General features: G+C 74.0%; 27 protein-coding genes and 1 pseudogene. 6 read left to right on the top strand and 22 right to left on the bottom strand.

Annotated features, from left to right (window positions below):
* Positions 1-12 precede the first annotated feature (12 nt).
* Complete coding sequence (gene corA / locus WIS52_RS30480) at positions 13-1071, top strand: magnesium/cobalt transporter CorA (protein WP_349301880.1); 1059 nt, start codon at positions 13-15, stop codon at positions 1069-1071.
* 58 nt (positions 1072-1129) lie between these two features.
* On the opposite strand, the gene WIS52_RS30475 is transcribed toward corA, so the two are convergent.
* The 9 genes and pseudogenes from WIS52_RS30475 to WIS52_RS31815 all read right to left on the bottom strand — a co-directional run bounded on the left by WIS52_RS30475 (position 1130) and on the right by WIS52_RS31815 (position 8418).
* A complete protein-coding gene (locus WIS52_RS30475) occupies positions 1130-2326 on the bottom strand; it encodes an HAAS signaling domain-containing protein (RefSeq protein ID WP_349301879.1) in 1197 nt (398 codons plus the stop codon).
* Between the two features lie 14 nt (positions 2327-2340).
* A complete protein-coding gene (locus tag WIS52_RS30470; protein WP_349301878.1) occupies positions 2341-2661 on the bottom strand; it encodes a PadR family transcriptional regulator in 321 nt (106 codons plus the stop codon).
* A 113-nt stretch (positions 2662-2774) separates the two neighbouring features.
* Positions 2775-3656, bottom strand: a complete 882-nt coding sequence (gene mutM / locus WIS52_RS30465; RefSeq protein WP_349301877.1) for a bifunctional DNA-formamidopyrimidine glycosylase/DNA-(apurinic or apyrimidinic site) lyase — start codon at positions 3654-3656, stop codon at positions 2775-2777.
* A 16-nt stretch (positions 3657-3672) separates the two neighbouring features.
* Positions 3673-4431, bottom strand: coding sequence for a ribonuclease III (rnc, locus tag WIS52_RS30460; protein ID WP_349301876.1), 759 nt, complete (start codon positions 4429-4431; stop codon positions 3673-3675).
* A gap of 7 nt (positions 4432-4438) precedes the next feature.
* The gene (rpmF, locus tag WIS52_RS30455) at positions 4439-4621 is read right to left on the bottom strand and encodes a 50S ribosomal protein L32 (protein ID WP_349301875.1); all 183 of its coding nucleotides are present in this window, start codon (positions 4619-4621) and stop codon (positions 4439-4441) included.
* Between the two features lie 59 nt (positions 4622-4680).
* Positions 4681-5250, bottom strand: coding sequence for a YceD family protein (locus WIS52_RS30450; protein ID WP_349301874.1), 570 nt, complete (start codon positions 5248-5250; stop codon positions 4681-4683).
* Positions 5251-5287: 37 nt separating this feature from the next.
* Positions 5288-6244 carry a MinD/ParA family ATP-binding protein gene (locus tag WIS52_RS30445; protein ID WP_349301873.1) on the bottom strand — a complete coding sequence of 319 codons (957 nt, stop codon included), beginning with the start codon at positions 6242-6244 and terminating at the stop codon, positions 5288-5290.
* A 219-nt stretch (positions 6245-6463) separates the two neighbouring features.
* Positions 6464-7240 carry a helix-turn-helix domain-containing protein gene (locus WIS52_RS30440; protein ID WP_349301872.1) on the bottom strand — a complete coding sequence of 259 codons (777 nt, stop codon included), beginning with the start codon at positions 7238-7240 and terminating at the stop codon, positions 6464-6466.
* A 205-nt stretch (positions 7241-7445) separates the two neighbouring features.
* Positions 7446-8418 (bottom strand): annotated as a pseudogene (locus tag WIS52_RS31815) (IS5 family transposase).
* Positions 8419-8478: 60 nt separating this feature from the next.
* Between WIS52_RS31815 and WIS52_RS30425 the strand changes: the two are divergent.
* Positions 8479-8838, top strand: coding sequence for a VOC family protein (locus tag WIS52_RS30425; protein WP_349301871.1), 360 nt, complete (start codon positions 8479-8481; stop codon positions 8836-8838).
* Between the two features lie 7 nt (positions 8839-8845).
* On the opposite strand, the gene WIS52_RS30420 is transcribed toward WIS52_RS30425, so the two are convergent.
* From WIS52_RS30420 to WIS52_RS30385, 8 genes are all read right to left on the bottom strand, one after another.
* On the bottom strand, positions 8846-9928 hold the full coding sequence (locus WIS52_RS30420) for an LLM class flavin-dependent oxidoreductase (RefSeq protein WP_349301870.1): 1083 nt from the start codon (positions 9926-9928) through the stop codon (positions 8846-8848).
* Positions 9929-9940: 12 nt separating this feature from the next.
* Entirely contained in the window at positions 9941-10558 is a 618-nt protein-coding gene (locus WIS52_RS30415) for an isochorismatase family protein (RefSeq protein WP_349301869.1), read from the bottom strand.
* A gap of 101 nt (positions 10559-10659) precedes the next feature.
* Positions 10660-11442: a DivIVA domain-containing protein gene (locus tag WIS52_RS30410; protein WP_349301868.1), complete on the bottom strand. Its 783-nt coding sequence runs from the start codon at positions 11440-11442 to the stop codon at positions 10660-10662.
* Between the two features lie 109 nt (positions 11443-11551).
* Positions 11552-12037: a pantetheine-phosphate adenylyltransferase gene (gene coaD, locus WIS52_RS30405; RefSeq protein ID WP_349301867.1), complete on the bottom strand. Its 486-nt coding sequence runs from the start codon at positions 12035-12037 to the stop codon at positions 11552-11554.
* Positions 12038-12061: 24 nt separating this feature from the next.
* Positions 12062-12796: a GntR family transcriptional regulator gene (locus WIS52_RS30400; protein WP_349301866.1), complete on the bottom strand. Its 735-nt coding sequence runs from the start codon at positions 12794-12796 to the stop codon at positions 12062-12064.
* 41 nt (positions 12797-12837) lie between these two features.
* Positions 12838-13629 (bottom strand): glucosamine-6-phosphate deaminase, encoded by a 792-nt coding sequence (locus WIS52_RS30395; RefSeq protein ID WP_349301865.1) that lies wholly within the window; start codon positions 13627-13629, stop codon positions 12838-12840.
* Positions 13629-13895: an HPr family phosphocarrier protein gene (locus WIS52_RS30390; protein WP_349301864.1), complete on the bottom strand. Its 267-nt coding sequence runs from the start codon at positions 13893-13895 to the stop codon at positions 13629-13631. The genes WIS52_RS30395 and WIS52_RS30390 overlap by 1 nt, the downstream gene beginning before the upstream one ends.
* Positions 13896-13927: 32 nt before the next feature.
* Positions 13928-15307, bottom strand: coding sequence for a PTS transporter subunit EIIC (locus WIS52_RS30385; protein ID WP_349301863.1), 1380 nt, complete (start codon positions 15305-15307; stop codon positions 13928-13930).
* Positions 15308-15491: 184 nt separating this feature from the next.
* On the opposite strand from WIS52_RS30385, the gene WIS52_RS30380 reads away from it, so the two are divergent.
* Both WIS52_RS30380 and WIS52_RS30375 read left to right on the top strand, forming a co-directional pair.
* On the top strand, positions 15492-15722 hold the full coding sequence (locus WIS52_RS30380) for a PTS glucose/sucrose transporter subunit IIB (protein ID WP_349301862.1): 231 nt from the start codon (positions 15492-15494) through the stop codon (positions 15720-15722).
* A gap of 13 nt (positions 15723-15735) precedes the next feature.
* On the top strand, positions 15736-16407 hold the full coding sequence (locus tag WIS52_RS30375; protein WP_349301861.1) for an HAD family hydrolase: 672 nt from the start codon (positions 15736-15738) through the stop codon (positions 16405-16407).
* 49 nt (positions 16408-16456) lie between these two features.
* Here WIS52_RS30375 and rsmD read toward each other — a convergent pair whose 3' ends face one another.
* The gene (gene rsmD / locus WIS52_RS30370) at positions 16457-17047 is read right to left on the bottom strand and encodes a 16S rRNA (guanine(966)-N(2))-methyltransferase RsmD (RefSeq protein ID WP_349301860.1); all 591 of its coding nucleotides are present in this window, start codon (positions 17045-17047) and stop codon (positions 16457-16459) included.
* A 79-nt stretch (positions 17048-17126) separates the two neighbouring features.
* Positions 17127-20504, bottom strand: a complete 3378-nt coding sequence (locus WIS52_RS30365) for a pyruvate carboxylase (protein ID WP_349301859.1) — start codon at positions 20502-20504, stop codon at positions 17127-17129.
* Between the two features lie 210 nt (positions 20505-20714).
* Here WIS52_RS30365 and WIS52_RS30360 point away from each other — a divergent pair, with 210 nt between their 5' ends.
* A complete protein-coding gene (locus WIS52_RS30360; RefSeq protein WP_349301858.1) occupies positions 20715-21629 on the top strand; it encodes a hypothetical protein in 915 nt (304 codons plus the stop codon).
* Between the two features lie 31 nt (positions 21630-21660).
* Here WIS52_RS30360 and recG read toward each other — a convergent pair whose 3' ends face one another.
* Both recG and WIS52_RS30350 read right to left on the bottom strand, forming a co-directional pair.
* Positions 21661-23826: an ATP-dependent DNA helicase RecG gene (recG, locus tag WIS52_RS30355; RefSeq protein WP_349301857.1), complete on the bottom strand. Its 2166-nt coding sequence runs from the start codon at positions 23824-23826 to the stop codon at positions 21661-21663.
* Complete coding sequence (locus WIS52_RS30350) at positions 23827-25560, bottom strand: DAK2 domain-containing protein (protein WP_349301856.1); 1734 nt, start codon at positions 25558-25560, stop codon at positions 23827-23829.
* A 144-nt stretch (positions 25561-25704) separates the two neighbouring features.
* On the opposite strand from WIS52_RS30350, the gene rpmB reads away from it, so the two are divergent.
* Positions 25705-25896, top strand: coding sequence for a 50S ribosomal protein L28 (rpmB, locus tag WIS52_RS30345; protein WP_349301855.1), 192 nt, complete (start codon positions 25705-25707; stop codon positions 25894-25896).
* Positions 25897-25984: 88 nt separating this feature from the next.
* Here rpmB and WIS52_RS30340 read toward each other — a convergent pair whose 3' ends face one another.
* The gene (locus WIS52_RS30340; RefSeq protein WP_349301854.1) at positions 25985-26587 is read right to left on the bottom strand and encodes a DUF1707 domain-containing protein; all 603 of its coding nucleotides are present in this window, start codon (positions 26585-26587) and stop codon (positions 25985-25987) included.
* Positions 26588-26698 lie beyond the last annotated feature (111 nt).

The following is a 26698-nucleotide window of genomic DNA, read 5'->3' as shown; positions in this document are numbered from 1 at the left end:
ACGCTGGTCCGCATGTCGGTGATCGACAACGCGGTGTACGTCGACGGGAAGCGGGCCGCCGCGCCCGACTCGGTCGACGGCGCGCTCGAGCACCTGCACCGCTGCCGCCGCGACCACGCGGTCTCCGGGGAGGGCGAGCCGCACAGCTTCTGCTGGATCGGCATGCTCCGGCCGGACGAGTCGGAGATCAAGGCGGTCGCCGAGGAATTCCAGCTGCACGCACTCGCCGTCGAGGACACCGTCAACGCCCACCAGCGGCCGAAGCTGGAGCGCTACGGCGACACCGAGTTCGTCGTGCTGCGACCGGCCCGCTACGTCGACGCCGCCGAGACGGTGGAGATCGGCGAGATCCACCTGTTCCTCGGACCGGACTTCGTGGTCACCGTGCGGCACGCCGAGGAGCCCGATCTGGGCACCGTCCGCGAGCGGCTGGAGGCCGACCCGGACCTGCTCGCGCACGGCCCGATGGCGGTGCTCTACGCGATCCTGGACCGGGTCGTCGACGACTACGCGCCCGTCGTCGAGGGGCTGCAGGACGACATCGACCAGATCGAGGAGCAGGTCTTCCACGGCGACCCCGGGGTGTCCCGCCGGATCTACGAGCTCACCCGGCAGGTGATCACCTTCCAGCGGGCGGTGGAGCCGCTGCAGGAGCTGTTCCTGGAGCTGCGCGGCCGGTTCGGCAAGACCGGGGCGACCCCCGACCTGGAGCTGCGCCGCGCCATGCGCGACGTGATGGACCACGCCACCCGGGTCCGGGAGCGGGTCGACGGCTTCCGGGACCTGCTGGGCAACATCCTGACCGTCAACTCCACGCTGGTCGCGCAGCGCCAGAACGAGGAGATGACCCGGCTGTCCGAGGCCGGGTACCAGCAGAACGAGCAGATGAAGCGGGTGTCGTCCTGGGCGGCGATCCTGTTCGCGCCCAGCCTGATCGCCGGCGTCTACGGGATGAACTTCGACCTGATGCCGGAGCTGCACTGGACCTACGGCTACCCGATGGCGTTCGGGCTGATGGTGCTGCTGGCCGTCGGGCTCTACGCCTGGTTCAAGCACAACGACTGGTTGTGAGACGGGCCGGGCACGCCCGCTCCCCAGCGGCGCGCCCGGCCTTCTCGACCGGCTCCCCTCAGCCGGTGGTCTGCTCCTCCGGAGCCGGTGCGTCCGGAGCCGGTGCGTCCGGAGCGGGTGTCTCCGGGGTCGCGGACGCGGTCGTCGGGGCATCTCCCGGGATCGTCACGACGAGCGGGGCCGGCGGGGTCGTCACGCACTCCCCGGTCTGCGGGTCGAGCGTCTGCTCGCCGCGCGGGTACGGGCCGGGCCCGTCGGCGGCGCGCTCCCCGACCGTGCAGTCGCCGTAGTTCTCCGCACTGATCGGCCGGCCGTCCTGGTCGAACAGGTAGACCCCCTCCAGCGGGTTCCCCTCGGCGTCGAACGGGCGGATGTCGGAGATGTAGGTCCCGTCCAGCATCAGCCCCGACGGCGTGAAGTCCTGCGTCCCCGCGGTGCTCCCCGGCCCGGACACGAGGTCGCTCGCGGCGGCGATCAGCACCGTGGCAGCGAACGCGTTCAGCGGGACGACGAGCCACAGCAGGCGCCGGTCGGCCCGGGTGCGGGAGCCCAGCAGCACCGACACCGGTACCGCGACCAGGCTCACGATCACCAGGAACACGAACCCGGTCACCCCGGATCTCGTGAAGAACACCGAGGCCAGCAACCAGGCCGCCGCGAGACCGCGCAGCACCCACCACGCGGGCTGGAGGCCGGCCAGGAACGACCCGAGACCGTCCCGCGTGCCCGAGGCGACACCGCGGCGGAACCGGTCGACGACGTCGACGGCCGTGACCGAGGGCAACCGCGGCCCGTCCGCCTGCACCGCGAGCACGCCGGCCCCGGCGACGACGAGCGCGAGGAACAGCAGCACGATCCCACCGGCGCCGCCCGCACCGGGTGCGCCGGCCACGGCGGCCAGGAACGTCGCACCGGCCAGGGCCAGCAGCGCGATCCAGGCGTTGCGGTTCGACCGGCTCCCGCCCGGCGCGGGCGGCGCAGGCGGCGCGGGTGGCGCCGGGAACCCGGCGGCGTAGCGCAGCTCGGCGGCGTAGGAGACGGGCGTCCCGAGTCGGGCGTGCACGGCGTCGCGGTCGTACCCCTCGCCCAGCTCGGCGGCCAGGTCCGAGAGGTGGGTGCGGGCGTCCTCGACGATCTCCTCCAGCTCGACGGCCGGGAGGTCGTGCAGCGCCGCGCGGAGCCCGCCGAGGTACTCCGCGGTGGTCACGTCGCGGCCGGTGGTCGGGTCCGCGATCCGGGTCGTCGAGTCGTTCATGTCGGTCTCCCCGGTCATCGTGTCGCCACCAGGCCTTCCATCGTCGTGGCGAATCGCCGCCACCGTTCGGTCGTCTCCCGCAGCCGTTCCCGGCCGGGCTCGTTGATCGCGTAGTACTTCCGGTTCGGCCCCTCCTCGCTCGGGACCACGTACGACGTCAGCAGGCCGGCCCCGTAGAGGCGGCGCAGCGTGCCGTACACCGACGCGTCCCCGACCTCGTCGAGCCCGGCCGTCCGCAACGCGCGGACGACCTCGTAGCCGTAGCCGTCCTGCTGATCCAGCACCGCGAGGACCGCCAGGTCGAGGACCCCCTTCAGCAGCTGACTGGTGTCCAAGCCCCCTCCTTCTTCCGGACCGCACCGCAGTACCGCACCACACAGTACTACGCGATCCGCAGTACCGTCGACAGCGCTGCACCATCCGGCGGATCACGATTCGGCGTCGGGGCTCAGCTGCGGCGCGGGCGTGGGGCCGGCTGGCAGTGCGGGCAGGTGTAGGACGACCGGTTCATGAACGGGTCGCGCCGGATCGGCGTCCCGCACCGCGGGCAGGCCCGATCCGCCTGCCCGTAGACGTTCAACGAGCGGTCGAAGTAGCCCGACGCCCCGTTGACGTTGACGTAGAGCGCGTCGAACGACGTCCCGCCCTGGGCGAGTGCCTCGGTCATCACCGTCGTCGCGGCGTCGAGCGCGGCGTGCGCCTGCGCGCGGGTGAGCCGGTCGGTGGGCCGGGTGCCGTGCAGCCGGGCCCGCCAGAGCGCCTCGTCGGCGTAGATGTTGCCGATCCCGGACACCACGGTCTGGTCGAGCAACGCCCGCTTGATCTCGGTGCGCCGCCGGCGCAGCGCGGCGACGGCGTCCTCGGCCGAGAACGCGGGGTCCATCGGGTCGCGGGCGATGTGCGCGACCGGCTCGGGGACGAGCCCGCCGCCGGTCGCGGGGGCCAGCGGGTGCACCGAGAGCCCGCCGAAGGTGCGCTGGTCGACGAACCGCAGCTCGGGGCCGTCGTCGTCGAACCGCAGCCGCACACGCAGGTGCTTCTCGTCGGGCCAGTCGGCGGTCGCGACGAGCATCTGCCCGCTCATCCCGAGGTGCGCGAGCAGCGCGTCGTCGCCGGGCTCGCGGGTGTCGAGCTCCAGCCACAGGTACTTGCCCCGGCGGACGGCGGCCGTGATCGTCCGCCCGGTCAGCCGGGCGGCGAAGTCCTCGGCCCCGGCCGGGTGCCGGCGGACCGCACGTGGGTGCCGCACCTCGACGGCGGAGATCCGCCGGTCCAGGACGTGGTCGGCCAGACCACGGCGGACGACCTCGACCTCGGGCAGCTCGGGCACGGCGGGACGACCGGGGTCACTGCCCGGCCGGGGCCTCGCTGCCGGTGTCGGACAGCGCGCGCCAGGCGATCTCGGCCGCCTTCTGCTCGGCCTCCTTCTTGGTGCGCCCTTCCCCGCTGCCGAGGTCCCGCCCGCCGACGACGGCGGTCGCGGTGAACACCTTGAGGTGGTCCGGGCCCTCCTCGTCGATCCGGTACTCGGGCACGCCGTGCCCGCCGGCGGCGGTGAGCTCCTGCAGGCTGGTCTTCCAGTCGAGGCCGGCGCCGAGCAGCGGCGCGCCGTGCAGCAGGTCCGCGAACAGCCGGTGCACCAGCTCGCGGGACGGTTCGAGGCCGTGCTGGAGGTAGACCGCACCCAGCAGCGCCTCGGTGGCGTCGGCCAGGATGCTGGCCTTCGTCCGGCCGCCGGTGAGCTCCTCGCCGCGGCCGAGGGAGAGGTAGGCACCCAGGCCCGTCCCGGCGGGTCCCTCCGGGGCCGGCAACGCGGCGGCGACGCCCGCCAGCGCGTGCATGTTCACCACGCTGGCGCGCAGCTTCGCGAGCTGACCCTCGGGCAGGTCCGGGTGGTCCCGGTAGAGCCGCTCGGTGACGACGATGGAGAGCACCGAGTCCCCGAGGAACTCCAGGCGCTCGTTGGTGGGCAGGCCACCGTGCTCGTAGGCGTACGAGCGGTGCGTGAGCGCGAGGGTCAGCAGCTCGGGGTCCAGCTCGACGCCGAGTGCGGACAGCAGAGGAGACCGGTCCGTCACCGGACCGGTCACGCTCTTGTCGCCCACCCCGGGATCAGGCCGGGGAGGTGACCTGCCGGCCGTCGTACTGACCGCAGGTCGGGCAGGCGATGTGCTGCAGCTTCGGCTCGCGGCAGGCGCGGTTGTTGCAGGCGACCAGCACGGGCGCAGTGGCCTTCCACTGCGACCGGCGAGCCCGCGTGTTGGACCGCGACATCCGGCGCTTGGGAACGGCCATGATGACACTCCTCGGTACTTCGAACGATCAGGTAATCACGCGGGAGGCGCGGGAACGCCTCACTCGGTGGTGGGCAGCCGCTCCGTGAGCGCGGCCCAACGAGGATCCAGTGTCTCATGCCCGTGATCCGGCGGGAGATCGGCCCACCGGGCGCCGCAGCCGGCGCACAGTCCCGGACAGTCCGGCGTGCACAGCGGCGCCATCGGCAGGTCGGTGACCACGGCGTCGCGCACCTGCTGGGTGAGGTCGATCCGCTCCTCGACCAGCCGGGGGATCTCGTCGGCGTCGGTGGTCTCCTCGGTGGCCGAGTCCGGGTAGGCGAACAGCTCGCCGATCCGGATGTCGACCTCGTCGGAGATCGGGTCGAGGCAGCGGGAGCACTCGCCCTCCAGCCGCGCGTGCGCGGTCCCGGAGACGTAGACGCCCTCGGTCACCGACTCGAAGGACAGGTCGAGCTCGACGTCCGACCCACCGGGGATGGTGATCACGCCGGCCAGGCCGATCTCCGCGTCGCCGTCGGGGGCCGGGACCGTGCGCTGGACGGTGCGTTGGGTACCGGGCCGGCGACCGAGCTCGCGGGTGCTGAAGACCCAGGGGTTGTCGTCGGGGCGGGGATGTTTGGTGCTCATGACCGGTACCACGGTACGCGCGGAGTCCAGTGCGTTCTCAGGCGCTCCGGCGGACGTCGAACCCGTCGGCGACCAGCGCGCCCAGCTCGAGGAAGGCGTCCGCCGTCGCCGGCCGCAGCCGGGCCGGGTCGATCCGGCCGCCGGTGGCCAGGTGCGGGTCCGGCGGGACCTCGACGACGCCGCGGGTCCGGCCGCGGAAGTAGTCGCCGATCCGGCCGGCGTCGACCTCGGGGCTGCGCCGGTCGCAGGTCAGCACGACGACGGCGTCGCGGGCCAGTCCCTTGTGCCCGTGCGCGACCAGCCAGTCCAGCGTCTTGGCGGCCCGCCCGGCGCCGTCCACGGTGGGGGCGCCGACCACGACGACCGAGTCGGCGCGCGCGAGTGTCCCGGCCATCGCCGAGTGGACCAGCCCGGTGCCCGAGTCGGTGACGATGATGTTGAAGAAGCGGCCCAGCAGGTCGCAGACCCGCTCGTACTCGTCGCGGCGGAAGGCGTCGCCCGAGGCGGGGTCCTGCTCGGAGGCGAGCACCTGCAGCCGGCCGGCCAGGCTGGTGTAGCGGGAGACGTCGGTCCAGGTGGCGACCTCGTCGAGGTCGTCGAGCAGCTCCCGCACCGTCACCCGGGAGTCGCCGGTGAGGCGGTCGGCGAGCGTGCCGGCGTCCGGGTTGGCGTCGAGCACGACGGCCCGGTCACCCCGGTGCTCGGAGAGCGTGAGCCCCAGCCCGGCGGCGACGGTGGTCTTGCCGACCCCGCCCTTGACCGACATGACCGCCACCCGGTGCGCGCCGGGCAGCGGGCCACGGACCCGGTGCAGCAGCCCGGTCCGCAGCTCCTCCGCCGCCCCGGGGCCGGGGTTGATCCGCCCGCCGGTGACGTCGTGCAGGGCGCGCCGCCACCCGCTGCGCGGCCGGTCCGTCTGGGGGCGGAGCACCTCGTCCTCGAGGAGCTCCTCCGGTTCCCCGGGCTGTTCCGGCTCGGCAGGACGCGGTGGCACGGGCGATCCCTCCAACCGGTGCCCGTACCGCTCCCACCAGGTCGAGGGATCGGGCTCGGGCCGGCTCGGCATCTCCGGAGCGTAATACGATCATCGCCCCCGGTGAAGATCCCTTGCGACACGGGATCGCATCGGCCCGCGCAACGCTTCGGAGAACGCGCGCCGGTTCCGAGAACGCGCGCCCGATCGGGCGCGCGTTCTCCGATCTCGCGCGCGTTCTCAGGTCCGGGCGACCGCGGCGCGGGCGAGGCGGCGGGTGGTGCCGGGGGTCTCGCCGATCACGGCGCGGTAGCGGCGGGTGAAGTGCGCCTGGTCGGCGTAGCCGAGGTCGGCGGCCAGCCCCGCCAGGTCGGCGTCCGGTTCGCGACGCAGCACCGTCGCCGCGTGCTGCAGCCGGCGGCACTCGATCAGCCAGAACGGGGTGAGGCCGATGTGCGCCCGGACCAGCCGTTCGAGGGTCCGCGGGGCGACACCGACAGCGTCCGCCAGTTCGTCGGCACGCACGATGTCCGGCCGCTCCTCGGCCAGGGCACAGGCCCGGTTGACCAGCCGCCCGGCGTCGCCGACCCGGCCCGCGTCCGGAGCCAGCCACCCTCGCACCACGTCGGCGACCGCGCGATCGTCGTGCACCGCCGCCGCCACCTCGCCGACCGGAGCCTGCGGGAACGGCTCCTCGCCGCCGCGCAGCGCCGCCGGTGCCGTCGTGGTGAGCAACGGGGTCGCCGCCGGGCGCAGCAGCACCCCGACCACCCATGAGGTCCCCGCGAGCTCCCGGACGTCGACGACCGTCCGCGGCCCGTACAGGGTCGCCGCGACCGGATCGGTGACCAGGTTGAACGCCGGGTACTGCAGCACCCGCTGCGGCCGGGTGCGGCCCGGCGGCACGTCCCAGCGGGAGACCCACACCCAGCGCACGAGCTCGTCGAGCCCGATCGGGAACCGGGACAGCCGGACGTCCGGGTCCCCGGGGTTCAGGTGCCCGCGCGAGTCGACCATCGCTCGCCCCCTGTCGGGAATCTTCAAGAACCCGGCGCCACTCCCGAGGAGGCTCGGGGAATGACCGACACCGTCGCCGCCACCGGCACGCACACCACCGACGGCCGCCCGCACGTCAGCACCTCGCTGACCCCGCACGTCGTCGCCTCCCCCGCCCGCGAGGCGATCGCACTGTACTCCCGGGCCCTAGGGAGTGTCTGCCGGATCATGGAAGCCAGGCCAGGATCGCGGCCAGTTGGACCCCGCCGAGGTAGTTGCGGCCAAGACGGTCGTAGCGGGTGGCCAGACCTCGCCAGTGTTTGAGCTGGCAGAAGCCTCGCTCAACGACATTGCGGTGCTTGTAGCGAGCCCGGTCGAACCCGGCCGGGCGCCCGCCCTTGCTGCCACGGCGCCGCCGGTTGGCCTGCTGGTCGGCCGGTTCGGGGATCGTGTGGGCGATCCCGCGCCGGCGCAGCACCTCGCGGTTGGCGCGTGAGCTGTAGCCCTTGTCGGCAAGGAGGTAATCCGGGCGGGTCCGAGGGCGCCCGCGACCGGGCCGAGCCACGCGTAGTCCGTCCATGAGCTGGCCGAACTGAGTGGTGTCGTTGACGTTGCCGGCGGTCAAGGTGAGCACCAGCGGACGGCACCGGCCATCGACCAAGGCGTGGACCTTCGTGGTCAACCCGCCCCGGGACCGGCCGATCGCACGATCCGCGGGCTCGACCACCGACGGGTGCGATCGTTGATCACCGCGAGATTTGTTGTGATTCGACCGAGCCTCCTGTGTCCGGACCAGTCAGCGCGGCAGTGTCCGGGCCCGGCCCCGGCGCGGTCGCGGCGTTGCCGCCGAAGCGGCGCGCCGCGGCACCGTGCTGGTGCACGCGCACCATCGAGGAGTCCGCGGCCACCACCCAGTCCAGCTCGCCCCGAGCATCGGCGCGGGCCTGGACCGCGGCCAGCACCCGCGCCCACGTGCCGTCCCGGCTCCAGCGGTTGAGCCGCTCATAGGCGGTCTGCCACGGCCCGAACCGCTCGACCGGTATCTCCCGCCACGCCGCCCCGGTCCGGTACTTCCACGCGATCGCCTCGATCACCTGCCGATGATCACGCCACCGCCCACCACGACGTGGTGTCCGGTCAGGCAGCAACGGCTCCAGCACCGCCCAAGCCTTGTCAGAGACCACCTGTCGACCACTCACGATCAACATCATGACCGACACCGCCGATCAAGATCCGGCAGACACTCCCAAGGCGCGCGGGTGGTCTCGACCACCGAGATGGGCGGGCTGGTCGGGCACGCCGAGCTGGAGCTGGCGGCGGGCCGGTTCACCGTCAGCGACCCGATGCCCGGATACGGCCTGGTCGCCGCCGAGCCCGGCGACCACCCGGTCAGCATGTCGCTGGCGGTCTACGTGCCCGACGTCGACGCGGCCGTCGCCGTCCTGGCGCAGGCCGGCGCGACGATCCGGGAGGCGCCGACGACGTTCGTGTCCGGTGACCGGTTCGCCTCCGTCGTCGACCCCTACGGCGTGCGCTGGGCGGTGATGACCCGGGTCGAGGACCTGTCCCCGGAGGAGAGCGGGCGCCGGGTCGCCGAGTGGGCGGCGCAGCAGGGCTGAGCGGCGCTCATCCGGACGCCGCCGGCTGCGCCGCGTCCCGGAGCAGCGGCGTCACCCGCTCCCCGAACTTCGTGACCCCGTCGACGAAGTCCGGCCAGGTCAGCAGCGCGCCGTCGATGCCGGTGGTCACGGCGATCTCGTCGAGCTGGGCGGCGACCCGCTCGTAGGACCCCTTCACCACCGGCAGCGACAGGAACGCCATGTTGCCCTCCGCCGCCGGCCGCTCCAGCGACTCCAGCAGCCGGGCCGAGGTGCCGTCCGGATTGCTGTCCAGCGACGCCCCGGTGGTCATGTGGGCGATCGCGTCGAGGTCGGCGTTCTCGACGATGTGCGCGCAGAGCCGGTCGGCCTCGGCGTCGGTCTCCTCGGCGATGATGCAGTACAGCGCGTAGGTGCCGACGTCGCGGCCCTGCTCACCGCCGAGCCGCTTCACCCCGGCCGCGATGTCCCCGACCTGCGAGCGCTCGGCCATGATGAAGTTCCGGTCGCCGTGCCGGGCGGTGAAGGCCTGGCCGGCGGGCGACTGCCCGGCGCAGACGACCGTCGGGGTGTGCAGCGGCTTCGGGCGCATGTCCGCGTCGTCGAAGTCGAAGAACTCGCCGTGGAACGTCGTCGGGCCCTCGCTCCACAGCGCCCGCAGCACCTCGACGTACTCCCGGGCGTACTCGTAGCGCCGGTCGAAGTAGTCGTCGCCCGGCCACAACCCCATCTGCGTGTACTCCGGCTTGTTCCAGCCGGTCACGATGTTGAGCCCGCAGCGTCCACCGGAGATCTCGTCGATCGTCGCGACCATCCGGGCGGCCATGATCGGGTGGGTGGCCAGCGTCGTCACAGAGGGATAGAGCCCGATCCGCTCGGTCACCGCGGCGAGCCCGCCGAACAGCGTGAAGGACTCCAGGCACTCGCCCCAGAAGTCCGACGGCCCGCCGGTGCCGCGGTGCTTCATCATCGACAGCAGGAAGTCGAGCCCCTGCCGCTCGGCCTCCTGGGCGATGGCGACGTTGTGCGCGAAGCTCGGCCGGTACTGCGGGCTGCCGGTGGAGATGATGTAGCCGTTGGTGGCGTTGGGGATGAACACACCGAACTGCATGCTTCCTCCTGCTCAGGACAGATGCCGGACCGCGGTGGCGAGGTCGACGACGTCGGCGTACTTGGCGTCGAGGTCGTCGAGGTTGCGTCGGTGCAGGTCGGCCGAACGGTCGGCGCACGCATCGGCGACGACGATCGGCCGGAACCCGGCGGCCAGCGCGTCGGTCGCGGTGGCCCGCACGCAGCCGGAGGTGGACACCCCGGCGACGACGACGGTGTCGACGTCCCGTTCCCGGAGCCGGTCGGCGAGTGCGGTGCCGGCGAACGCCGACGCGTGCTGCTTGACCACCGCCGGCTCGTCCGGGCCCGGGGTCAGGACGAGCTCACCCCACCCGCCCGGAGCACCGTCGGCGAAGCAGCGCAGGGCCGGGACCTTGGCCGCGAAGTGCCCGGCGTCGGAGAGATCGGGCCGGTAGCGGACCACCGTCCACATCACCGGACGGTCGCCGCGCCGGGCCGCGTCGACGACCTGCGCACAGCCGGACACCACCCGGTCACGGACCTCCGCACGACCGAGGTCGAACGGGGCACCGGGTTCGGTGTAGGCCCGGACCAGGTCGACCACCACGAGCGCGGGCGAAGAGCCCCAGCCGACGCGGCCTGCGAACGGTGCCCCGTGCGGGTTGCCCATGACCACCGCCCTCGTCCGACGACCGTGTGGTCAACCTATGCGCGGGAGTGGCGCCGCGCCTAGATCACCGGCGGAGGGATTTCCGGGCCGGACACCCGGCGTCAGTCGATCAGGTCCATCCCGGTGCCGCTCTTGCCGTGGGCCGGGTAGCCGCCGTCGTAGGAGTCGTAGCGCCCCCCGGCGTACTGCCCGCCCCCGTGCTGGCCGCCGCCGCGCCAGATCTGGCTGCGCCCCCGACCGACGACACCGAGGGCGTTGTTCAGCGTGGTCTCCAGCTCGCCGAGCGTGGCGTCGACGTAGTCGTCGCACTCGCGCCGGAGCCGGTCGGACTCGGCGTGCGCGGCGTCGACGGTGCGGCCGGCCTCGGCGTGCGCGGCCCGGACCACCTCGGTCTCGGACGCCAGCCGGATCTGCTCGTTCTGCCCGTCGGCGATGAGCCGGTCGTGCGCCGCGCGCCCGGCGTGGGTCATCCGCTCGGCCTCGTCGCGGGCGCGGTCGGTCAGCTCGGCGTACTGCCGGCGGCCCTCGGCGACGGCGCGCTCCGCCTCGTGCCGGGCCTCGGCCAGCGTCCGGGCCGCCTCCTCCTGGGCCTCGGAGACCAGTCGCTCGGCCTCGGTGCGGGCGTTCGCCAGGGACTCCTCGGCCTCCGACGACGCCGCCGAGCGCGTCTCCTCGGCCTCCCGATCGGCCTCGGAGACGACCTCGTCGCGGCGGTCGAGGACGTCCTGCGCGTCGTCCATCTCGCCGGGGATGGCCTCGCGGACGTCGTCTAGGAGTTCCAGCACGTCGCCGCGCGGCACGACGCAGTTGGACGTCATCGGGACGCTGCGCGCCTCCTCGACGATCGTCACCAGCGCGTCCAGCGACTCGAAGACCCGGTACACGCCGGTGATTGTCCCCCGCGACCGCCGCTGCGGCCGCTATTACGCGCCGGTCGCGCGTGTCAAGTCGCCATCGAGTGACCCCCACACGAGCGGGATCACGCTGCGGGACTCAACCCTCCAGCCGGGCGGCCAGCCGGGCGTGCACCGACGGCGGCAGGAACGGCGTGACGTCGCCGCCCCCGCGGGCGACCTCCTTGACCAGCGAGCTGGACACGTAGGCCTGGCCGGCGGCCCCGGGCAGGAACAACGTCTCGACGCCGCTCAGGTGCCGGTTCATGTGCGCCATCGGCAGCTCGTAGTCGTAGTCGGTGGCCCCGCGCAGCCCCTTGACCAGCGCCTCCGCACCGCGCTCGCGGCAGTAGTCCACGACCAGACCGGAGAACGCCTCGACCCGGACACCGGGCAGGTGCAGGGTGATCTCGGCGAGCATCTCGACCCGCTCGGCGACGGTGAACAGGCCCTGCTTGCGCGGGTTCACCAGGACCGCGACGTAGACCTCGTCGAACAACGCGGCCGTGCGTTCGACGACGTCGAGGTGCCCGACCGTCGGCGGGTCGAAGGAACCGGGGCACACCGCACGGCGGACCTGGGTCATGCGGCGGAACGTACCAGCCGGTGATCAGGTCCAGTCGCGGTCGAGCGACATGTGCAGCTCGTAGCGGTCGCCGCGGTAGCGGGACACGGTGTACTCCACCGGCCGGCCACCGGAGGAGGCCGTCCGGTCGAACACCAGGATCGGGTAGCCGGGCGGGATCCCGAGCAGGACCGCGGACGCCTCGTCGGACTCCCGGGCGGCCACCGTCTGCTCCGCCCGGTCGATCGGCAGCTGGTAGTGCTCCTGCAGGATCTGATAGATCGAGCGGCTCAGGTCGTGGGCGTCGAGGCCGGGGACGCGCTCGGCGTCGTAGAAGGCGTCGTCGATCGACATCGGCACACCGTCGGCGACCCGCAACCGGCGCACCCGGTAGCACCGCCCGCCCGGCCCGAGCGCCAGCGCCCGCGCCGCGTCCGGCGGCGGGACGGTGTGGTCCACCTCCAGCACCACCGTGCTCGGCGTCAGGCCGAGCCGGCGCATGTCGTCGTGGAAGGACGCGAGGTGCAGCCGCGAGCGCGCGGTCCGGGCGGCGACGTAGGTGCCCTTGCCCCGCACCCGGGTCAGCAGCCCGTCCCGTTCGAGCTCGCCGACCGCGGCCCGCACCGTCACCCGGCTCACCCCGTGGTCGAGGCACAGCTGCCGCTCGCTGGGGAAGGGGTCGCCCGGGGCGAAGTCGCGCGCGATCGTCTCGGAGAGCAGGGTGCGGAGCTGCTCGTGCTTGGGCACGATCCCGTCCCCGATCCGGACTGCGCGGCTCATGATCGTTCCTCCCCGGCCCGGCGACGCCGACGCGTGCCCGATCAACGGTAGTCGCCGCCGGCGCGCGAGGGCCCGGACACCACACCGGCCGGCACCGTCCGGGTGAGGCCCGCCGCGGCGTCCCGGTCCAGCACCAGGGTGCAGTGCGGATGCTCCTGCAGCACCGAGGCCGGCACCGCCGTCGTGACCGGGCCGTCGACCGCCGCCGCGACCGCCGCGCGCTTGCCGGGCCCGGTCGCGACCAGGACCACCCGCCGGGCCGCGGTGATCGTGCGCAGCCCCTGGGTGAGGACGTGCCGCGGGACGTCGTCGAGCCGGCCGAAGAACCGGGCGTTGTCGAGCCGGGTCCGCTCGGTCAGTGTCGCGACGCGGGTCCCCGAGTCCCGCGGCGAGCCCGGTTCGTTGAAGCCGATGTGGCCGTTCGTGCCGATGCCCAGGACCTGCACGTCGATCGGGCCCGCGGCGGCGAGCAGGCGCTCGTAGTCGGCCGCGGCCGCGGCCGGGTGGGCGCGCGCGCCGTCCGGTGCGTGCACCTCGCCGGGGTCGATGTCGAGGTGGTCGGTCAGCTCGCGCCGGATGACCCGGCGGTAGGACTCCGGGTGGCCGGCGGGCAGGCCGAGGTACTCGTCGAGCAGGAACGCCCGCGCCGCGCGGAAGCTCAGCCCCTCGTCCCGGCGCCGGCGGACGAGCTCGGCGTAGGCCGGCACCGGTGAGCTGCCGGTGGCGAGCCCGAGGTTCACCGGCCGGCCGGCCGCGGCGGCCAGGGCACCGGCCACGGCATCGGCCACCGCGCGCCCGCACGCGGCCGGATCCGGCCGGACGACGACGTCCATCACGCGTCGAGATCCGTCTCGAGCATCGCGACGAGCTCGTCCAGGGCGGCCGGGGCGTGCTCGCCGTCGGCGGCGAGCACCACCTGCTGTCCGTGCCCGACACCGAGCGTCATGAGCGCGAGCACGCTGCGGGCGTCGACCGGGTCCTTGCCCGGCACCGAGAGGGTCACCGGGACCCCGGCGGCGCCGGCCGCCCTGGCGAACAGGGCGGCCGGGCGGGCGTGCAGGCCCACCTTCGACGCGACGACGGCGGTGCGCGAGTGCATGACGGTCTCCTGCGGCTTCTCGTCGGAACGGTTCACGAGCGGTCGGACGGGCCGTCGCCCGTCCCGCGCCCGGGCTCCACGGTGGCGTCCGTGGTGCCGGCGGTGCCGGTGCGGGCGGTGTCGGCGCCGGCCGGCGACGTCGCGGTGGTCGCGGTGGTCGCTGTGGTCGCTGTGGTCTCGGTGGTCTCGGTGGTCTCGGTGGTCGCGACGGCCTCGTCGTCCTCGCGGCCCGGCGTGCGCAGGTTCCAGCGCCGGATCACCCACCGGAACAGCACGTAGTAGACGGCGGCGTACCCGAGCCCGATCGGGATCAGCAGCAGCGGCCGGGTGGCCAGGCCGAAGTTCAGCACGTAGTCGATGGCACCGGCGGAGAAGGCGAACCCGTGGTGGATGTCGAGCGCGTTCACCAGGGCCAGGGAGGTACCGGTCAGCAGCGCGTGGATCAGGTAGAGCGGCCAGGCCACGTAGACGAAGGCGTACTCGAGCGGCTCGGTGATGCCGGTGACGAACGAGGTCAGCGCGACCGAGACCATGATCCCGCCGACGAGCTTGCGCCGCTCCGGGCGGGCCTCGTGCCAGATCGCGAGCGCGGCGGCGGGCAACGCGAACATCATGATCGGGAAGAAGCCGGTCATGAACGCGCCGGCGGCCGGGTCGCCGGCGAAGAACCGGTTCAGGTCGCCCTGGGCACCCTCGTACTCGCCGAGGACGAACCACACCACCGAGTTGACGATGTGGTGCAGGCCGACCGGCAGCAGCAGCCGGTTGACGAACCCGTAGACCCCGCCGCCGACGACGGCGTTCTCCCCGACCGCGTCGCCGAGGCCGGTCAGGCCGGTGTTGAACACCGGGTAGATCAGGCTCAGCGCGGCCGCGATCACCATCATCGTCGCCGCGGTGAGGATCGGGACCAGCCGCCGGCCGTTGAAGAAGCCGAGGAAGGTCGGCAGCGTGGTCCGGTAGAAGCGCTGCCACAGCAGCGCGGCGACCAGACCGGCGACGATGCCGCCCAGCACCCCGAAGTTCACGGTCGCCTGCTCGCCGTCGGCGTCGAGCACCCCGGGCAGGACGACCGGGCTCATCGCGGTGAAGACGCCGTCCATCACCAGGTAGCCGACGAGCGCGGCCAGCGCGGTGGAGCCGTCGGCCTTGCGGGCCCAGCCGATCGCGATGCCGACGGCGAAGATCATCGGCAGGTTGTCGAACAGCGCCCCGCCGGCCGCGGCCAGCACGGCCGCCACCTGCTCGAGCGGCCCGAACCGGCCGAGCAGGTCGTCCTGGCCGAGCCGCAACAGCAGGCCGGCCGCGGGCAGCACGGCGATCGGCAGCATCAGGCTGCGGCCGAGCCGTTGCAGCCCGGCGAGTCCGGCTCGTCGCTTCACCGGTTCCGGTGCGGAGGTGACTGCGCTCATGGTCACGCACTCCTGGTCGGGTGTGGATGGTCGGAACCGGCCGGCCGCGACGGCCGGTACGGTCTGGTTATAACCAGTAAGGGTGCGGATGGCTGGACCTACTGTCAAGACACTGGTAGGAACCAGTTGTTACCGGCAACGGCGACGGTTCCGGACGGACCGTCGCGAAGCGCGAGGAGCCGACATGAGCAGGGCCGACGACATCGTGGCCAGCCTCGGCGGGGCCACCAACATCACCGACATCGAGGCGTGCATCACCCGGCTGCGGACCGAGGTCGGCGATCCCGGGCTCGTGGACGACGCCGCGCTGAAGGCCGCGGGAGCGCACGGCGTGGTCCGGTCAGGGACCGTCGTGCAGGTGGTGCTGGGGCCGGAGGCCGAGAACCTCTGCGACGACATCCGGGACCTGCTGTGACCCGCTGGACGCCGTGACGCCGGCCTTCCCGGCTCCCGGCGCGCCCGTGGTGTTCGACCTCGACGGCACCCTGGTGCTCAGCGAGCACGTCCACCGGCGGACCTGGTTCCGGTTCTTCGACGACTGGGGCGCCGCCGTCGACGAGGACACCTACCGGCGGGAGTTCCTCGGCCGGCGGGCGGACGACGCGCTGCGCGAGGTCGACGGCCCGTGGCGCGACGCCGACCCGGACGAGCTCACCGGGCAGCTGGTCGCGCACGGCACCGCACTCGCCGGTGCGGTCGAGGCCGTCCCCGGGGCGACGGAGCTGGTCACGGCCCTGGCCGCCCGCGGGCACCGGCTGGCGGTGGTGACCAGCGCCCGCCGTGGCTGGGCGGAGAAGATCCTCGGCGACGTGCTCGGGGTGGCGGCCCTGATCGAGCTCGTCGTGGCCGCCGAGGACGTCGTCCGCGGCAAACCCGATCCCGAGGGCTACCTGACCGCGTGCCGGTCCCTGGGCGTCGACCCGGCCGGGTGCGTCGCCTTCGAGGACTCCCCCGCCGGGGTCGCCGCCGTGGTCGCGGCCGGGATCGGGACGGTCGTCGGGGTGCGCACGACGACCGGCGCGGCCGGGCTGGAGGCGGCCGGGGCGCACCGGACGGTCCCGGACCTGGCCCCCGGACGGCTGCTCGCCCCCGCGGACTGAACGGACGCGCCCGTGATCGGGCACGCCGGCCGGGGCCCGCTCCGGGCGATCAGGTCGCCGGGTGGCAGGCGCCGGCGGACGGCGCCGTCGGCAGCCGGTGCGCGGTGTGCAGCACGGTGTCGCCGTAGCGCCGTTCGCGACCGGCCTCGAAGCCCGCGGGCCAGCCGAACCCCCCGGACGACCGCGGCCGCTCCACGACCACGACCGCGTCCGGGGCCAGCCAGCCGTTCCGCGCGGCCGTCACCAGCCAGCCGGCGATCTCGGTGTCGGCCACCGCGTAGGGCGGGTCGACGAGCACGACGTCGTAGACCCGCGGCGCCGGCCGCGCCAGCACGGCGCCGGCCTTCCCGGCGAGCACCGTCCCGCCGAGCCCGACGGCGGAGACGTTGCGCCGCAGCACCCCGGCCGCCCGCCGGTCGGACTCGACGAACCCCGCGTCCACGGCGCCCCGGGACAGCGCCTCCAGCCCGAGCGCCCCGGACCCGGCACACACGTCGAGCACGGCGATCCCGTCCAGCCCCGGGTCGTGGTCGAGCGCGGAGAACAGCGCCTCCCGCACCCGGTCCGAGGTCGGCCGGGTGCCCGACGGCGGCACGTCCAGCCGCCGCCCGCCCGCGCGTCCCGCGATCAACCTCGTCACGGGCCCATGGTGCCCTGCGGGCCTGTGAGTACTTTTCGGGGTCAGGACCCCGAAAAGTACTCACAGGTGGCGCAGCCGCCTACTCCAACTCGACGAGCAGGTCACCGCCCTCGACCTGCTGCACCTCCCCGATCGCGAGCCGCTTGACGGTCCCGGCCCGGTGCGCGGTGATCGAGGCCTCCATCTTCATCGCTTCGATGGTGGCCACGGTCTGCCCGGCGTCGACGGTGTCGCCCTCGCCGACCGCCACGGTGACCACCCCGGCGAACGGGGCCGCGACGTGCGCGTCGTTGCCCTTGTCCGCCTTCTCCGCGGCCTTGACCTCGGTCGCCACCGACTCGTCGCGCACCGCGACGGGGCGGAGCTGCCCGTTGAGCGTGGTCAGCAGGGTGCGGTAGCCGCGCTCGTCGGGCTCGGAGACCGCCTCCAGCTCGATCAGCAGGGTGACCCCGGGCTCCAGCTCGACGGTGTGCTCGAGGTCCTCCTCCAGCCCGTAGAAGAAGTCCTTCGACGACAGCACCGCGGTGTCGCCGTAGTGCTCGCGGTGGGAGTCGAACTCCTTGGTCGGGGCGGGGAACAGCAGCCGGTTCAGGGTGCGGCGGCGCTCCTCGCGCAGGCCCCGGCGGTCCGGGATGGTCAGCTCGGCCTTCTCCGCCTCCGGGCTACGGCCCTCCAGGGCCCGGGTGCGGAACGGCTCGGGCCACCCGGCCGGCGGCGAACCCAGCTCCCCGCGCAGGAACCCGATCACCGAGTCCGGGATGTCGAACGACGCCGGGTCCTTCTCGAAGTCCGCGGCGTCGACCCCGGCCCCGACCAGGTGCAGGGCCAGGTCGCCCACCACCTTCGACGACGGCGTCACCTTCACCAGCCGGCCCAGCATCCGGTCCGCGGCGGCGTAGCAGTCCTCGATCAGCTCGAACCGGTCCCCCAGACCGAGCGCGATCGCCTGCTGGCGCAGGTTGGACAGCTGACCACCGGGGATCTCGTGGTGGTAGACGCGGCCCGTGGGCGAGGCGAGCCCGGACTCGAACGGCGCGTAGACCTTGCGCACCGCCTCCCAGTAGGGCTCCATGTCCCCCACGGCCTGCAGCGACAACCCGGTCTCCCGCTCGGTGTGATCGGTGGCCGCCACCAGCGCCGACAGCGAGGGCTGCGACGTCGTCCCGGCCATCGACGCGACCGCACCGTCGACCGCGTCCACCCCGGCGTCGATCGCCGCGACCAGCGTGGCGAGCTGCCCGCCCGCGGTGTCGTGGGTGTGCAGGTGCACCGGCAGGTCGAACCGCTCCCGCAGCGCGGTGACCAGCTTCCGGGCCGCCGGCGGGCGCAGCAGCCCGGCCATGTCCTTGATCGCCAGCACGTGCGCGCCGGCGTCGACGATCTGCTCGGCCAGGCGCAGGTAGTAGTCGAGGGTGTAGAGCTCCTCGGCCGGGTCGGCCAGGTCCGCGGTGTAGCACAGCGCCACCTCGGCCAGCGCCGTCCCGGTGCTGCGCACCGCGTCGATCGCCGGGCGCATCTGGGAGACGTCGTTGAGCGCATCGAAGATCCGGAAGATGTCCATCCCGGTCTCGGCGGCCTCGGCGACGAACGCGTCGGTCACCTCCGTCGGATACGGCGTGTAACCGACGGTGTTACGCCCGCGCAGCAGCATCTGGGTGCAGATGTTCGGCGCCGCGGCCTTGATCGCGGCCAGACGCTCCCACGGGTCCTCGGCCAGGAACCGCAGCGCCACGTCGTAGGTGGCCCCGCCCCAGCACTCCAGCGACAGCAGCTGCGGCATCGTGCGCGCCACGTACGGCGCCACCGCGACCAGGTCGCGGGTCCGGACCCGGGTGGCCAGCAACGACTGGTGCGCATCCCGGAACGTGGTGTCGGTGACCGCCACCGCGGCCTGTGCACGCAGCCGGGCCGCGAAACCCTCCGGGCCCAGCTCACGGAGCAGCTGCGCCGACCCGTCCGGCACCGGCGCCTCGACGTCGATCACCGGCAGCTTGTCCACCGGCTCGACGACGACCGGGCGCGGCCCGTTCGGCTGGTTGACCGTCACCTCGCCCAGGTACTGCAGGATCCGCGACCCGCGGTCCGCCGACGGCCGCGCCTTGAGCAGGTGCGGGCGCTCCTCGATGAACGACGTCGTGACCCGGCCGGCCTTGAAGTCGTCGTCCTCCAGCACCGCGGCCAGGAACGGCAGGTTGGTGGCGACGCCGCGGATCCGGAACTCGGCCAGCGCCCGGCGGGCCCGGCGCGCGGCGTTGGCGAAGTCGTGCCCGTGACAGGTCAGCTTCACCAGCATCGAGTCGAAGTGCGCCGAGACCTCCGCGCCGACGTGCACGGTGCCGCCGTCCAGGCGCACGCCCGGGCCGCCCGGGGACCGGTAGACCGACAGCGTGCCGACGTCGGGCCGGAACTCGTTGGCCGGGTCCTCGGTGGTGATGCGGGTCTGCATCGCCGCACCGGTCAGCGTGATCTCGTCCTGGGTGAGGTTCAGCTCCGGCAGCGTCATGCCGGAGGCGATCCGCAGCTGGGCGATCACCAGGTCGCGGTCGGTGACCTGCTCGGTCACCGTGTGCTCGACCTGGATCCGCGGGTTCATCTCGATGAAGTGGTGCTTGCCGCGCTCGTCGAGCAGGAACTCCACGGTGCCCGCGTTGACGTAGCCGATCTGGCGGGCGAAGTTCACCGCGTCCGCGCAGATCCGCTCCCGGATCTCCGGGTCCAGGTTCGGCGCCGGGGCGATCTCGACGACCTTCTGGTGCCGGCGCTGCACCGAGCAGTCCCGCTCGAACAGGTGCACGACGTTGCCGTCGGCGTCGGCGAGGATCTGCACCTCGATGTGCCGGGGGTTCACCACGGCCTGCTCGAGGAACACCGTCGGGTCGCCGAACGCCGACTCCGCCTCGCGCATCGCGGCCTCGATCGCGTCACGCAGCGCGTCCGGCTCGCTCACCCGGCGCATGCCCCGCCCGCCGCCTCCGGCGACGGCCTTGACGAACACCGGGAAGTCGATGCCCTCGGCGGCCGAGAGCAGCTCCTCGACGTCCGACGACGGGTCCGACGACTCCAGCACCGGCACGCCGGCCTCGCGGGCGGCGGCCACGGCCCGGAACTTGTTGCCGGTCAGGTGCAGCACCTCGGTCGGCGGCCCGACGAAGGTGATGCCCTCCTCGCGGCACGCCCGCGCCAGGTCCGGGTTCTCGGACATGAACCCGTAGCCCGGGTACACCGCGTCGGCACCGGCCTTCTTGGCCGCCTTGATCACTTCGTCGACCGAGAGGTAGGCGCGCACGGGGTGGCCGGGCTCACCGATCTGGTACGACTCGTCGGCCTTCGCACGGTGCAGCGAGTTGCGGTCCTCGTACGGGAACACGGCGACCGTGTGGATCCCCAGCTCGAACGCCGCCCGGAACGCGCGGATCGCGATCTCACCCCGGTTGGCCACCAGAACCTTGCGGAACATGTGTCTCCTCAGCTCTCCAGATGGCGCCCGGCGCTGGGGTTCCCAGGCACCGGACGCGTGATCCTGGCACGTGGGACGGCCGCGGGACCACCATCCGACCACCCGTCGGGACGGGTGCCCGGTCCGTTCCGCGGTGAACCGCGGATTGCGGACGTCCGACCGCCCGTCCGGCTCACACCACGGCGACCCGACTTGGGGTAGCAAGGAGAGATGAGACGCGGCGGGCACGGCCGGCTCGGCCACCTGTACGGCCACGGGCACGCGGGGTCGTACGGCTACGGCGGGTCCTGGGGGCACGGAGGCGACCGGGCACGTCTCGCCCGGCGGGCGGCGCGGGACGCGTACCGGGCGGCCCGGTACGACCACCGCCGCGAGCGGCGGCTCCGGCGGCGCGGCGGTCCGCCCGGACCGCCCGCGCCGCTGGTCCGCATGGTGATCGTCTCCGGCGCGGTCGTCCTGGTCGGGAGTGCGGTGGGAATGGCGGTGGCATTCGTGGTCGCCCAGGTGATGTTGTTGCTGGTCGTGGGCCTGCTGGCGTTCGGCATCCACAACGCGCTGCGGGCGGCGACGTCCCCCGCCGCCGACACCGACACCGAGTCCGACCACGCGCTGCGCTACCGGCGGGAGCGCGCCGAGGAGGCATGGAGACGCGCGCGGTCCGACTTCGCGCAGGTCCGGGCCGCCTACGCCGCGCACGAGATCGACCCGTCCGAGGTGCTGCGCCGGCCCGCGCTGTCCGACGTGTCGGTGCCCAGCACCGCCCGGTTCGTCGACGCGTTCGCCGCCGCGCAGGCCCTCGACACCGACGACTTCCCCGGCGAGCACACCGCCACCTCCTACGTCCGGGCGGCCGAGCAGGCGCGGCGCTCCTGGGAGGCGGCGACCGAGGCGGCCGACCGGATCCGGCTGGCCGGGTTCTCGCCCGAGGAGCGGCGCACCGTCGAGCGGGTGCTCAAGCTGCTCACGACCGCCCGCGACTCGGACTCCGAGCCGGAACGCCTCGCCGCCTACTCCCGGGCCCGCACCGAGCTCTCCCGGCTCGACCGGGCCGGGGTGATCCACCTGCCCCGGCCCGCCCGGGCCGAGCTCGACGCGCGGGCCCGCGGGGAGCTGCCGGGCTCCTGAGCCCGGCTCAGGTCCCGTCTCGGGGCCTGTCTCAGGTCTTGTCGAGGAACGCGGCGCGCTCCTCGTCGCCCAGGGTCTCCCCCACCAGGGCCCGCAGCCGCGGGTGCTCGTGCAGGCCGGGATCCCGGGCCACCAGGTCCTGGGCGTACACCTGCGCCTTCGCGATGACCTCCTCGTGCCGCAGCAGCGACAGCAGCTTCAGCCCGGACCGGGACCCGGACTGGCTGGCGCCGAGCACGTCGCCCTCGCGGCGCAGCTCCAGGTCGTGCCGGGCGAGCTCGAACCCGTCGGTGGTCGAGGCGACCGCGTCCAGGCGCTCCCGGGACGCCGTCGCCGCGGGCATCTCGGTGACCAGCAGGCAGATCCCGGGTGCGCTCCCCCGGCCGACCCGGCCGCGCAGCTGGTGCAGCTGGGACAGGCCGAACCGGTCGGCGTCGAGCAGCACGATCCCGGTGGCGTTCGGCACGTCGACACCGACCTCGATCACCGTGGTCGCGACCAGCACGTCCAGCTCGGCCCGCTCGAAGGCCCGCATCACGGCGTCCTTCTCGTCCGCCGGGAGCTTGCCGTGCAGGATCCCGACCCGCAGCCCGGACAGCCTCTCGGAGATCATCGGACCGACGTCGAGGACGGCCAGCGGTGGCCGCCGGTCCTCGTCACCCTCGTCGGGCGGCGGTTCGTCCAGCTCCGCGTCGGTGGCTTCGGTGTCCCCGACCCGCGGGCACACCACGTAGCACTGGTGACCGCGTTCGACCTCCTCGCTGATCCGCTGCCAGACCCGGTCCATCCACTTCGGGTGCTCGGCGAGCGGGACGACGGTCGTCGTCACCGGGGACCGGCCGCGCGGCAGCCCCTTGAGCTCGGAGACGGCGAGGTCGCCGTAGACGGTCATCGCCACCGTGCGCGGGATCGGGGTCGCGGTCATCACCAGCATGTGCGGGGCCTGCTCGCCCCGGGCGCGCAGCGCGTCCCGCTGCTCGACGCCGAACCGGTGCTGCTCGTCGACCACGACCAGCCCGAGGGCGGCGAACCCGACGGTGTCCTGGATCAGCGCGTGCGTGCCGACGACGATCCCGGCCGCCCCGGACTGCGCGTCCAGCAGCGCCTTGCGCCGCGCCTTGGCGTTCATCGACCCGGTGAGCAGGGTGACCGCGGTGGCGCCCTCGGCGCCGTCGAGCTCCCCGCCCCGGCCCAGCGCGCCGAGCATCGCGCGCAGCGAGCGGGCGTGCTGGGCGGCGAGCACCTCGGTGGGGGCGAGCATCGCGGCCTGCGAGCCGGCGTCGACGACCTGCAGCATCGCGCGCAGCGCCACGATCGTCTTGCCGGCGCCGACGTCGCCCTGCACGAGCCGGTTCATCGGGTGCTCGCGGGCGAGGTCGGCGGCGATCTCCTGTCCGACCGTCTCCTGGCCCTCGGTGAGCGGGAAGGGCAGGTCGGCGTCGAACGCGTCGAGCAGCCCGCCGTCGAGCCGCGGGCAGGCCGGCGCCGGGCGGGACACGGCGTCCTGGCGGCGCAGGGCCAGCGCCAGCTGCACCCCGAGCGCCTCGTCCCAGACCAGCCGGTGCCGCGCGGCGTAGAGATCGGATTCGGACTCCGGCACGTGGATCCGCCGCAGCGCCTGGCCGAGCTCGGGCAGCTTCTCCCGCTCGCGCAACGACTCGGGCAGCGGGTCGGTGGGGGCGTCGACCTGCTCCAGCAGCTGTCGCGTACAGCGCGCGATCGCCTGCGAGGAGATCTTCGAGTTCGCCGGGTAGACCGACAGGAACGGGCGCAGCGACTCGGTCTCGTCGATCTCCTCGAACTGCGGGTGGGTCAGCTGCAGGCGCTTGTTGAACACGCCCACCTTCCCGGAGAAGACCCCGACGGCCCCGAGCTTGACGAAGCCCTGCAGCTTCCACCCGTTGAAGAAGGTGCAGTCCAGCTCGCCGCCCTTCTCGTCCCGGACGACGGCCTTGAGTATCTTCCCGCGCCGCTGCCGCATGTCGCGCATCTCGACCTTCGCCACCTTCGCGACGACGGTCGCGTGCTCGCCGACGACCAGCCCCTCGATGTCGGAGAGCCGGCCCCGGTCGACGTACCGGCGCGGGTAGTGCCGCAGCAAGTCGCCGACCGTCTCCAGCCCGAGCGTCGCCAGCGGGTCCGCGCCCTTCTTCCCGATCGGGCCGACCAGCGTGCTGTCGAGGTCCCAGCGCTCCATCTACTCCACCCCCAGCACCAGCGGGAAGTCCGTCTGCCCACCGCGGTGCACCACGACGTCCACCTCCGGGTGGGTGCGCCGCAGGTCCTCCGCCAGCTGTTCCCCGAGCCCGTCCTCCGCCGCCGCACCCAGCAGCACGGTCACCAGCTCCCCTCCCGCCGTGAGCATGCGGTGAGCCAACCACAGGGCACCGACAGCGAGATCCGGGGCGATCAGCACCACCTCGCCGTCGGCCAGGCCGAGCACCTCCCCGGGCCGGCAGGGGCCGGCCCAGGTGAGCGCCTCGGTCTCGGCGATCCGCAGGCCACCGGTGCGGGTGCCGGCCGCGGCCTCGGCCATCGCGACGACGTCGTCGGCGGCCCGCCGGTCCGGATCGTGCACGGCGAGTGCGGCCAGGCCCTGCGGCACCGACACCGACGGTACGACGACGACCTCCACGCCCGCCCCGCGCGCCCGCCCGGCCGCGGTCTCCGCGACCGTCCGGCGGTGCTCCGCGCAGGGCAGCACCGCGACGTGCGCGGCGCCGGTGGCGCGGATCGCGGCCAGCACGTCGTCGGCGGAGGGGTCGGTGTCGGCGGCCAGGACGTCCCCGCCCGCCTGCCGGGCCAGGTCCCCCGCGCCCGGGCTCTCGACGAGCAGCAGCACCGCCCGGGCCCGGGACGGCACGGACGGCGGCAGCGCCTCGACCCGGATCCCGGACACCCGCCCGGCGGCCAGCCCGGCCTCGATCGCGGGCCCCGCGTCGGAGGTGTGGACGTGCACGACCCGGCCGCCCTCGCCGTCCTCGGCGACGGCGACGCAGTCCCCCAGCTCCGCCAGCCGGTCCCGCAGCGCCGCCACGGCGGGCGCCGCCCCCTCGGCGGGAACGGTGAGCAGATAGGTCACCTCGTGCACCGCACCCGGTCCCCCGGACCCCGGCCTGGGCGCGGCGGCGGGCTCGACGGCGGGCTCGGTGCCGGGGGCGGAGGCGGGTGTGGTCGGGGGTGCGGGGGCGGGGGTGCCGCCCGCGGCGGCGACGAGGGCGTCGAGCACGACGACCAGCCCCAGCCCGCCTGCGTCCACGACCCCCGCACGGACCAGCTCCGCCGGGCGCCCGGCCGCCCGGGCGAGCGCGGCCCGGGCCGCACCCGCCGCGCGGTGTGCGGCCTCGGCCAGCCCCTCGGCCGGCCCCGCCGGCGACACGGCGGAACCCGGTTCCGGCGGCGACGCGACCGAACCCCGCTGCGGCGGGCGCAGTGCAGGCGGCGATGTGGCCGCCTCCGTCTCCGCGGTCGACGACGTGCCGGCCCCGGCCCCCGCGCGGGTCGCGAGCGCCGCGGCCGCCGCCTCCAGCACGGTCAGCGCGGTCCCCGTCCGCGGCGTGGAGATCGCCGTGGTGGCCAGCGCGGCCGCCCGGCGCAGCGCCCCGGCCAGCTCCCCCGCCGCCCCGGACGTCCGTGGCACGGCGGCGAGCTCCTCGGCCAGCCCGCGGAACAGCTGGGAGAGGATGATCCCGGAGTTGCCCCGCGCACCCCGGACCGCGGCGGCCGCCAGCGCCGCCGCCGCACCGGCCGGGCCGCCGGACAGCGGCGCCGTCGCGGCCGCCCGCGCGGTCAGCAGCAGGTTCGACCCGGTGTCGTGGTCGGCGACCGGGAAGACGTTGATCCGGTCGATCTCGGCCCGGCCGGCGGTCAGCCGCTCGGCGACGGCGTCGATCCAGCGGCGCAGCAGCGCGGGGTCGAACGTCGGGGGCACCCCTCCAGGGTAGGTGCGCGGGCCGGGCCGCGGTCGGACCACGGGCCCCGGGGTGGAGGGCGGTGCACGGGCGGCTAGACTCGACGGCCGAGCCCCGGCACACCCGGGCTTCGTGAAGTATTCCCAACCTGAGGAGTGTCCGACGTGGCTGCCGTCTGCGACGTCTGTGGCAAGGGTCCGGGCTTCGGCATGTCCGTCTCGCACTCGCACCGCCGCACCCACCGCCGCTGGAACCCGAACATCCAGACCGTCCGGGCCGCGATCAACGGTGGCAACCGCCGCCGCATCAACGCCTGCACCTCCTGCATCAAGGGCGGGAAGGTCGCGAAGGTCTGACGGGTGGTGCCGCGACGCGGCGAGACCCCGAACCACACGAGAGGCCCGGTCCCCAGGGACCGGGCCTCTCGTCATGTCCGGGGAATGTTCAGCCGAGGACGGTCTTCCACCACCCCGTGCGGGTGCCGCGGATGGTGAGCGACCCCATCCCGACCTTGCCGTGCACCACCAGGTGTGGCCCGCTGGTACCGGCCGTCTGCGGCACCTTCGAGTTCACCTCGCCCCACGAGCCGCTCACCCCGTCGACGTCGGCGGTGCCGCCCTCGGGCAGCACGAGCACGACCTCACCCATCCCGACGGCCACCTCGACGTCGATCCGCTGCGGCACCCCCCGCGCCTCGGACAGGTCCAGGTGGATGGACCCCATGCTCGTCGTCAGCTTCAGCGCGGCCGGCACCCGCCAGTCACCCGTCCGCTTCAGCGACCCCCCGCCGGTCCGCAGGTGCACCCGCTGCCCGGCGGGCACGGGGGCCGCGGCGGGCCCGGTGGGGACGACGGTCCCCGGCAGAGCCCCGGGCAGGTCGGCCAGCGGCGGGCGCAGCTCGTTCGCGGTGCGGGCGGCGTAGACGACGTCGAGCCGCTCCTCGAGCTCGGCCAGGGTGATGCGGCCCTCGCCCACCGCGTCGTGCAGCCGCTTCGCGGCCGCCTCCCGGTCGGCGTCGGATATGCGCATCTCCCCCGGATCGGTCACACCGACCACCCTAATTCAGGACCCCCGTCGACCGGCCGGACCCGGCCCCGGCATCGGCCGTGAGGACGAGCCGCGACCGGAGATGATCGGCTCCCGGGCCGAGGCGGGACA

The sequence above is a fragment of the Pseudonocardia nematodicida genome, assembly GCF_040105385.1.
GTDB lineage: Bacteria > Actinomycetota > Actinomycetes > Mycobacteriales > Pseudonocardiaceae > Pseudonocardia > Pseudonocardia nematodicida.
This window is presented reverse-complemented; position numbering and strand designations above follow the sequence as displayed.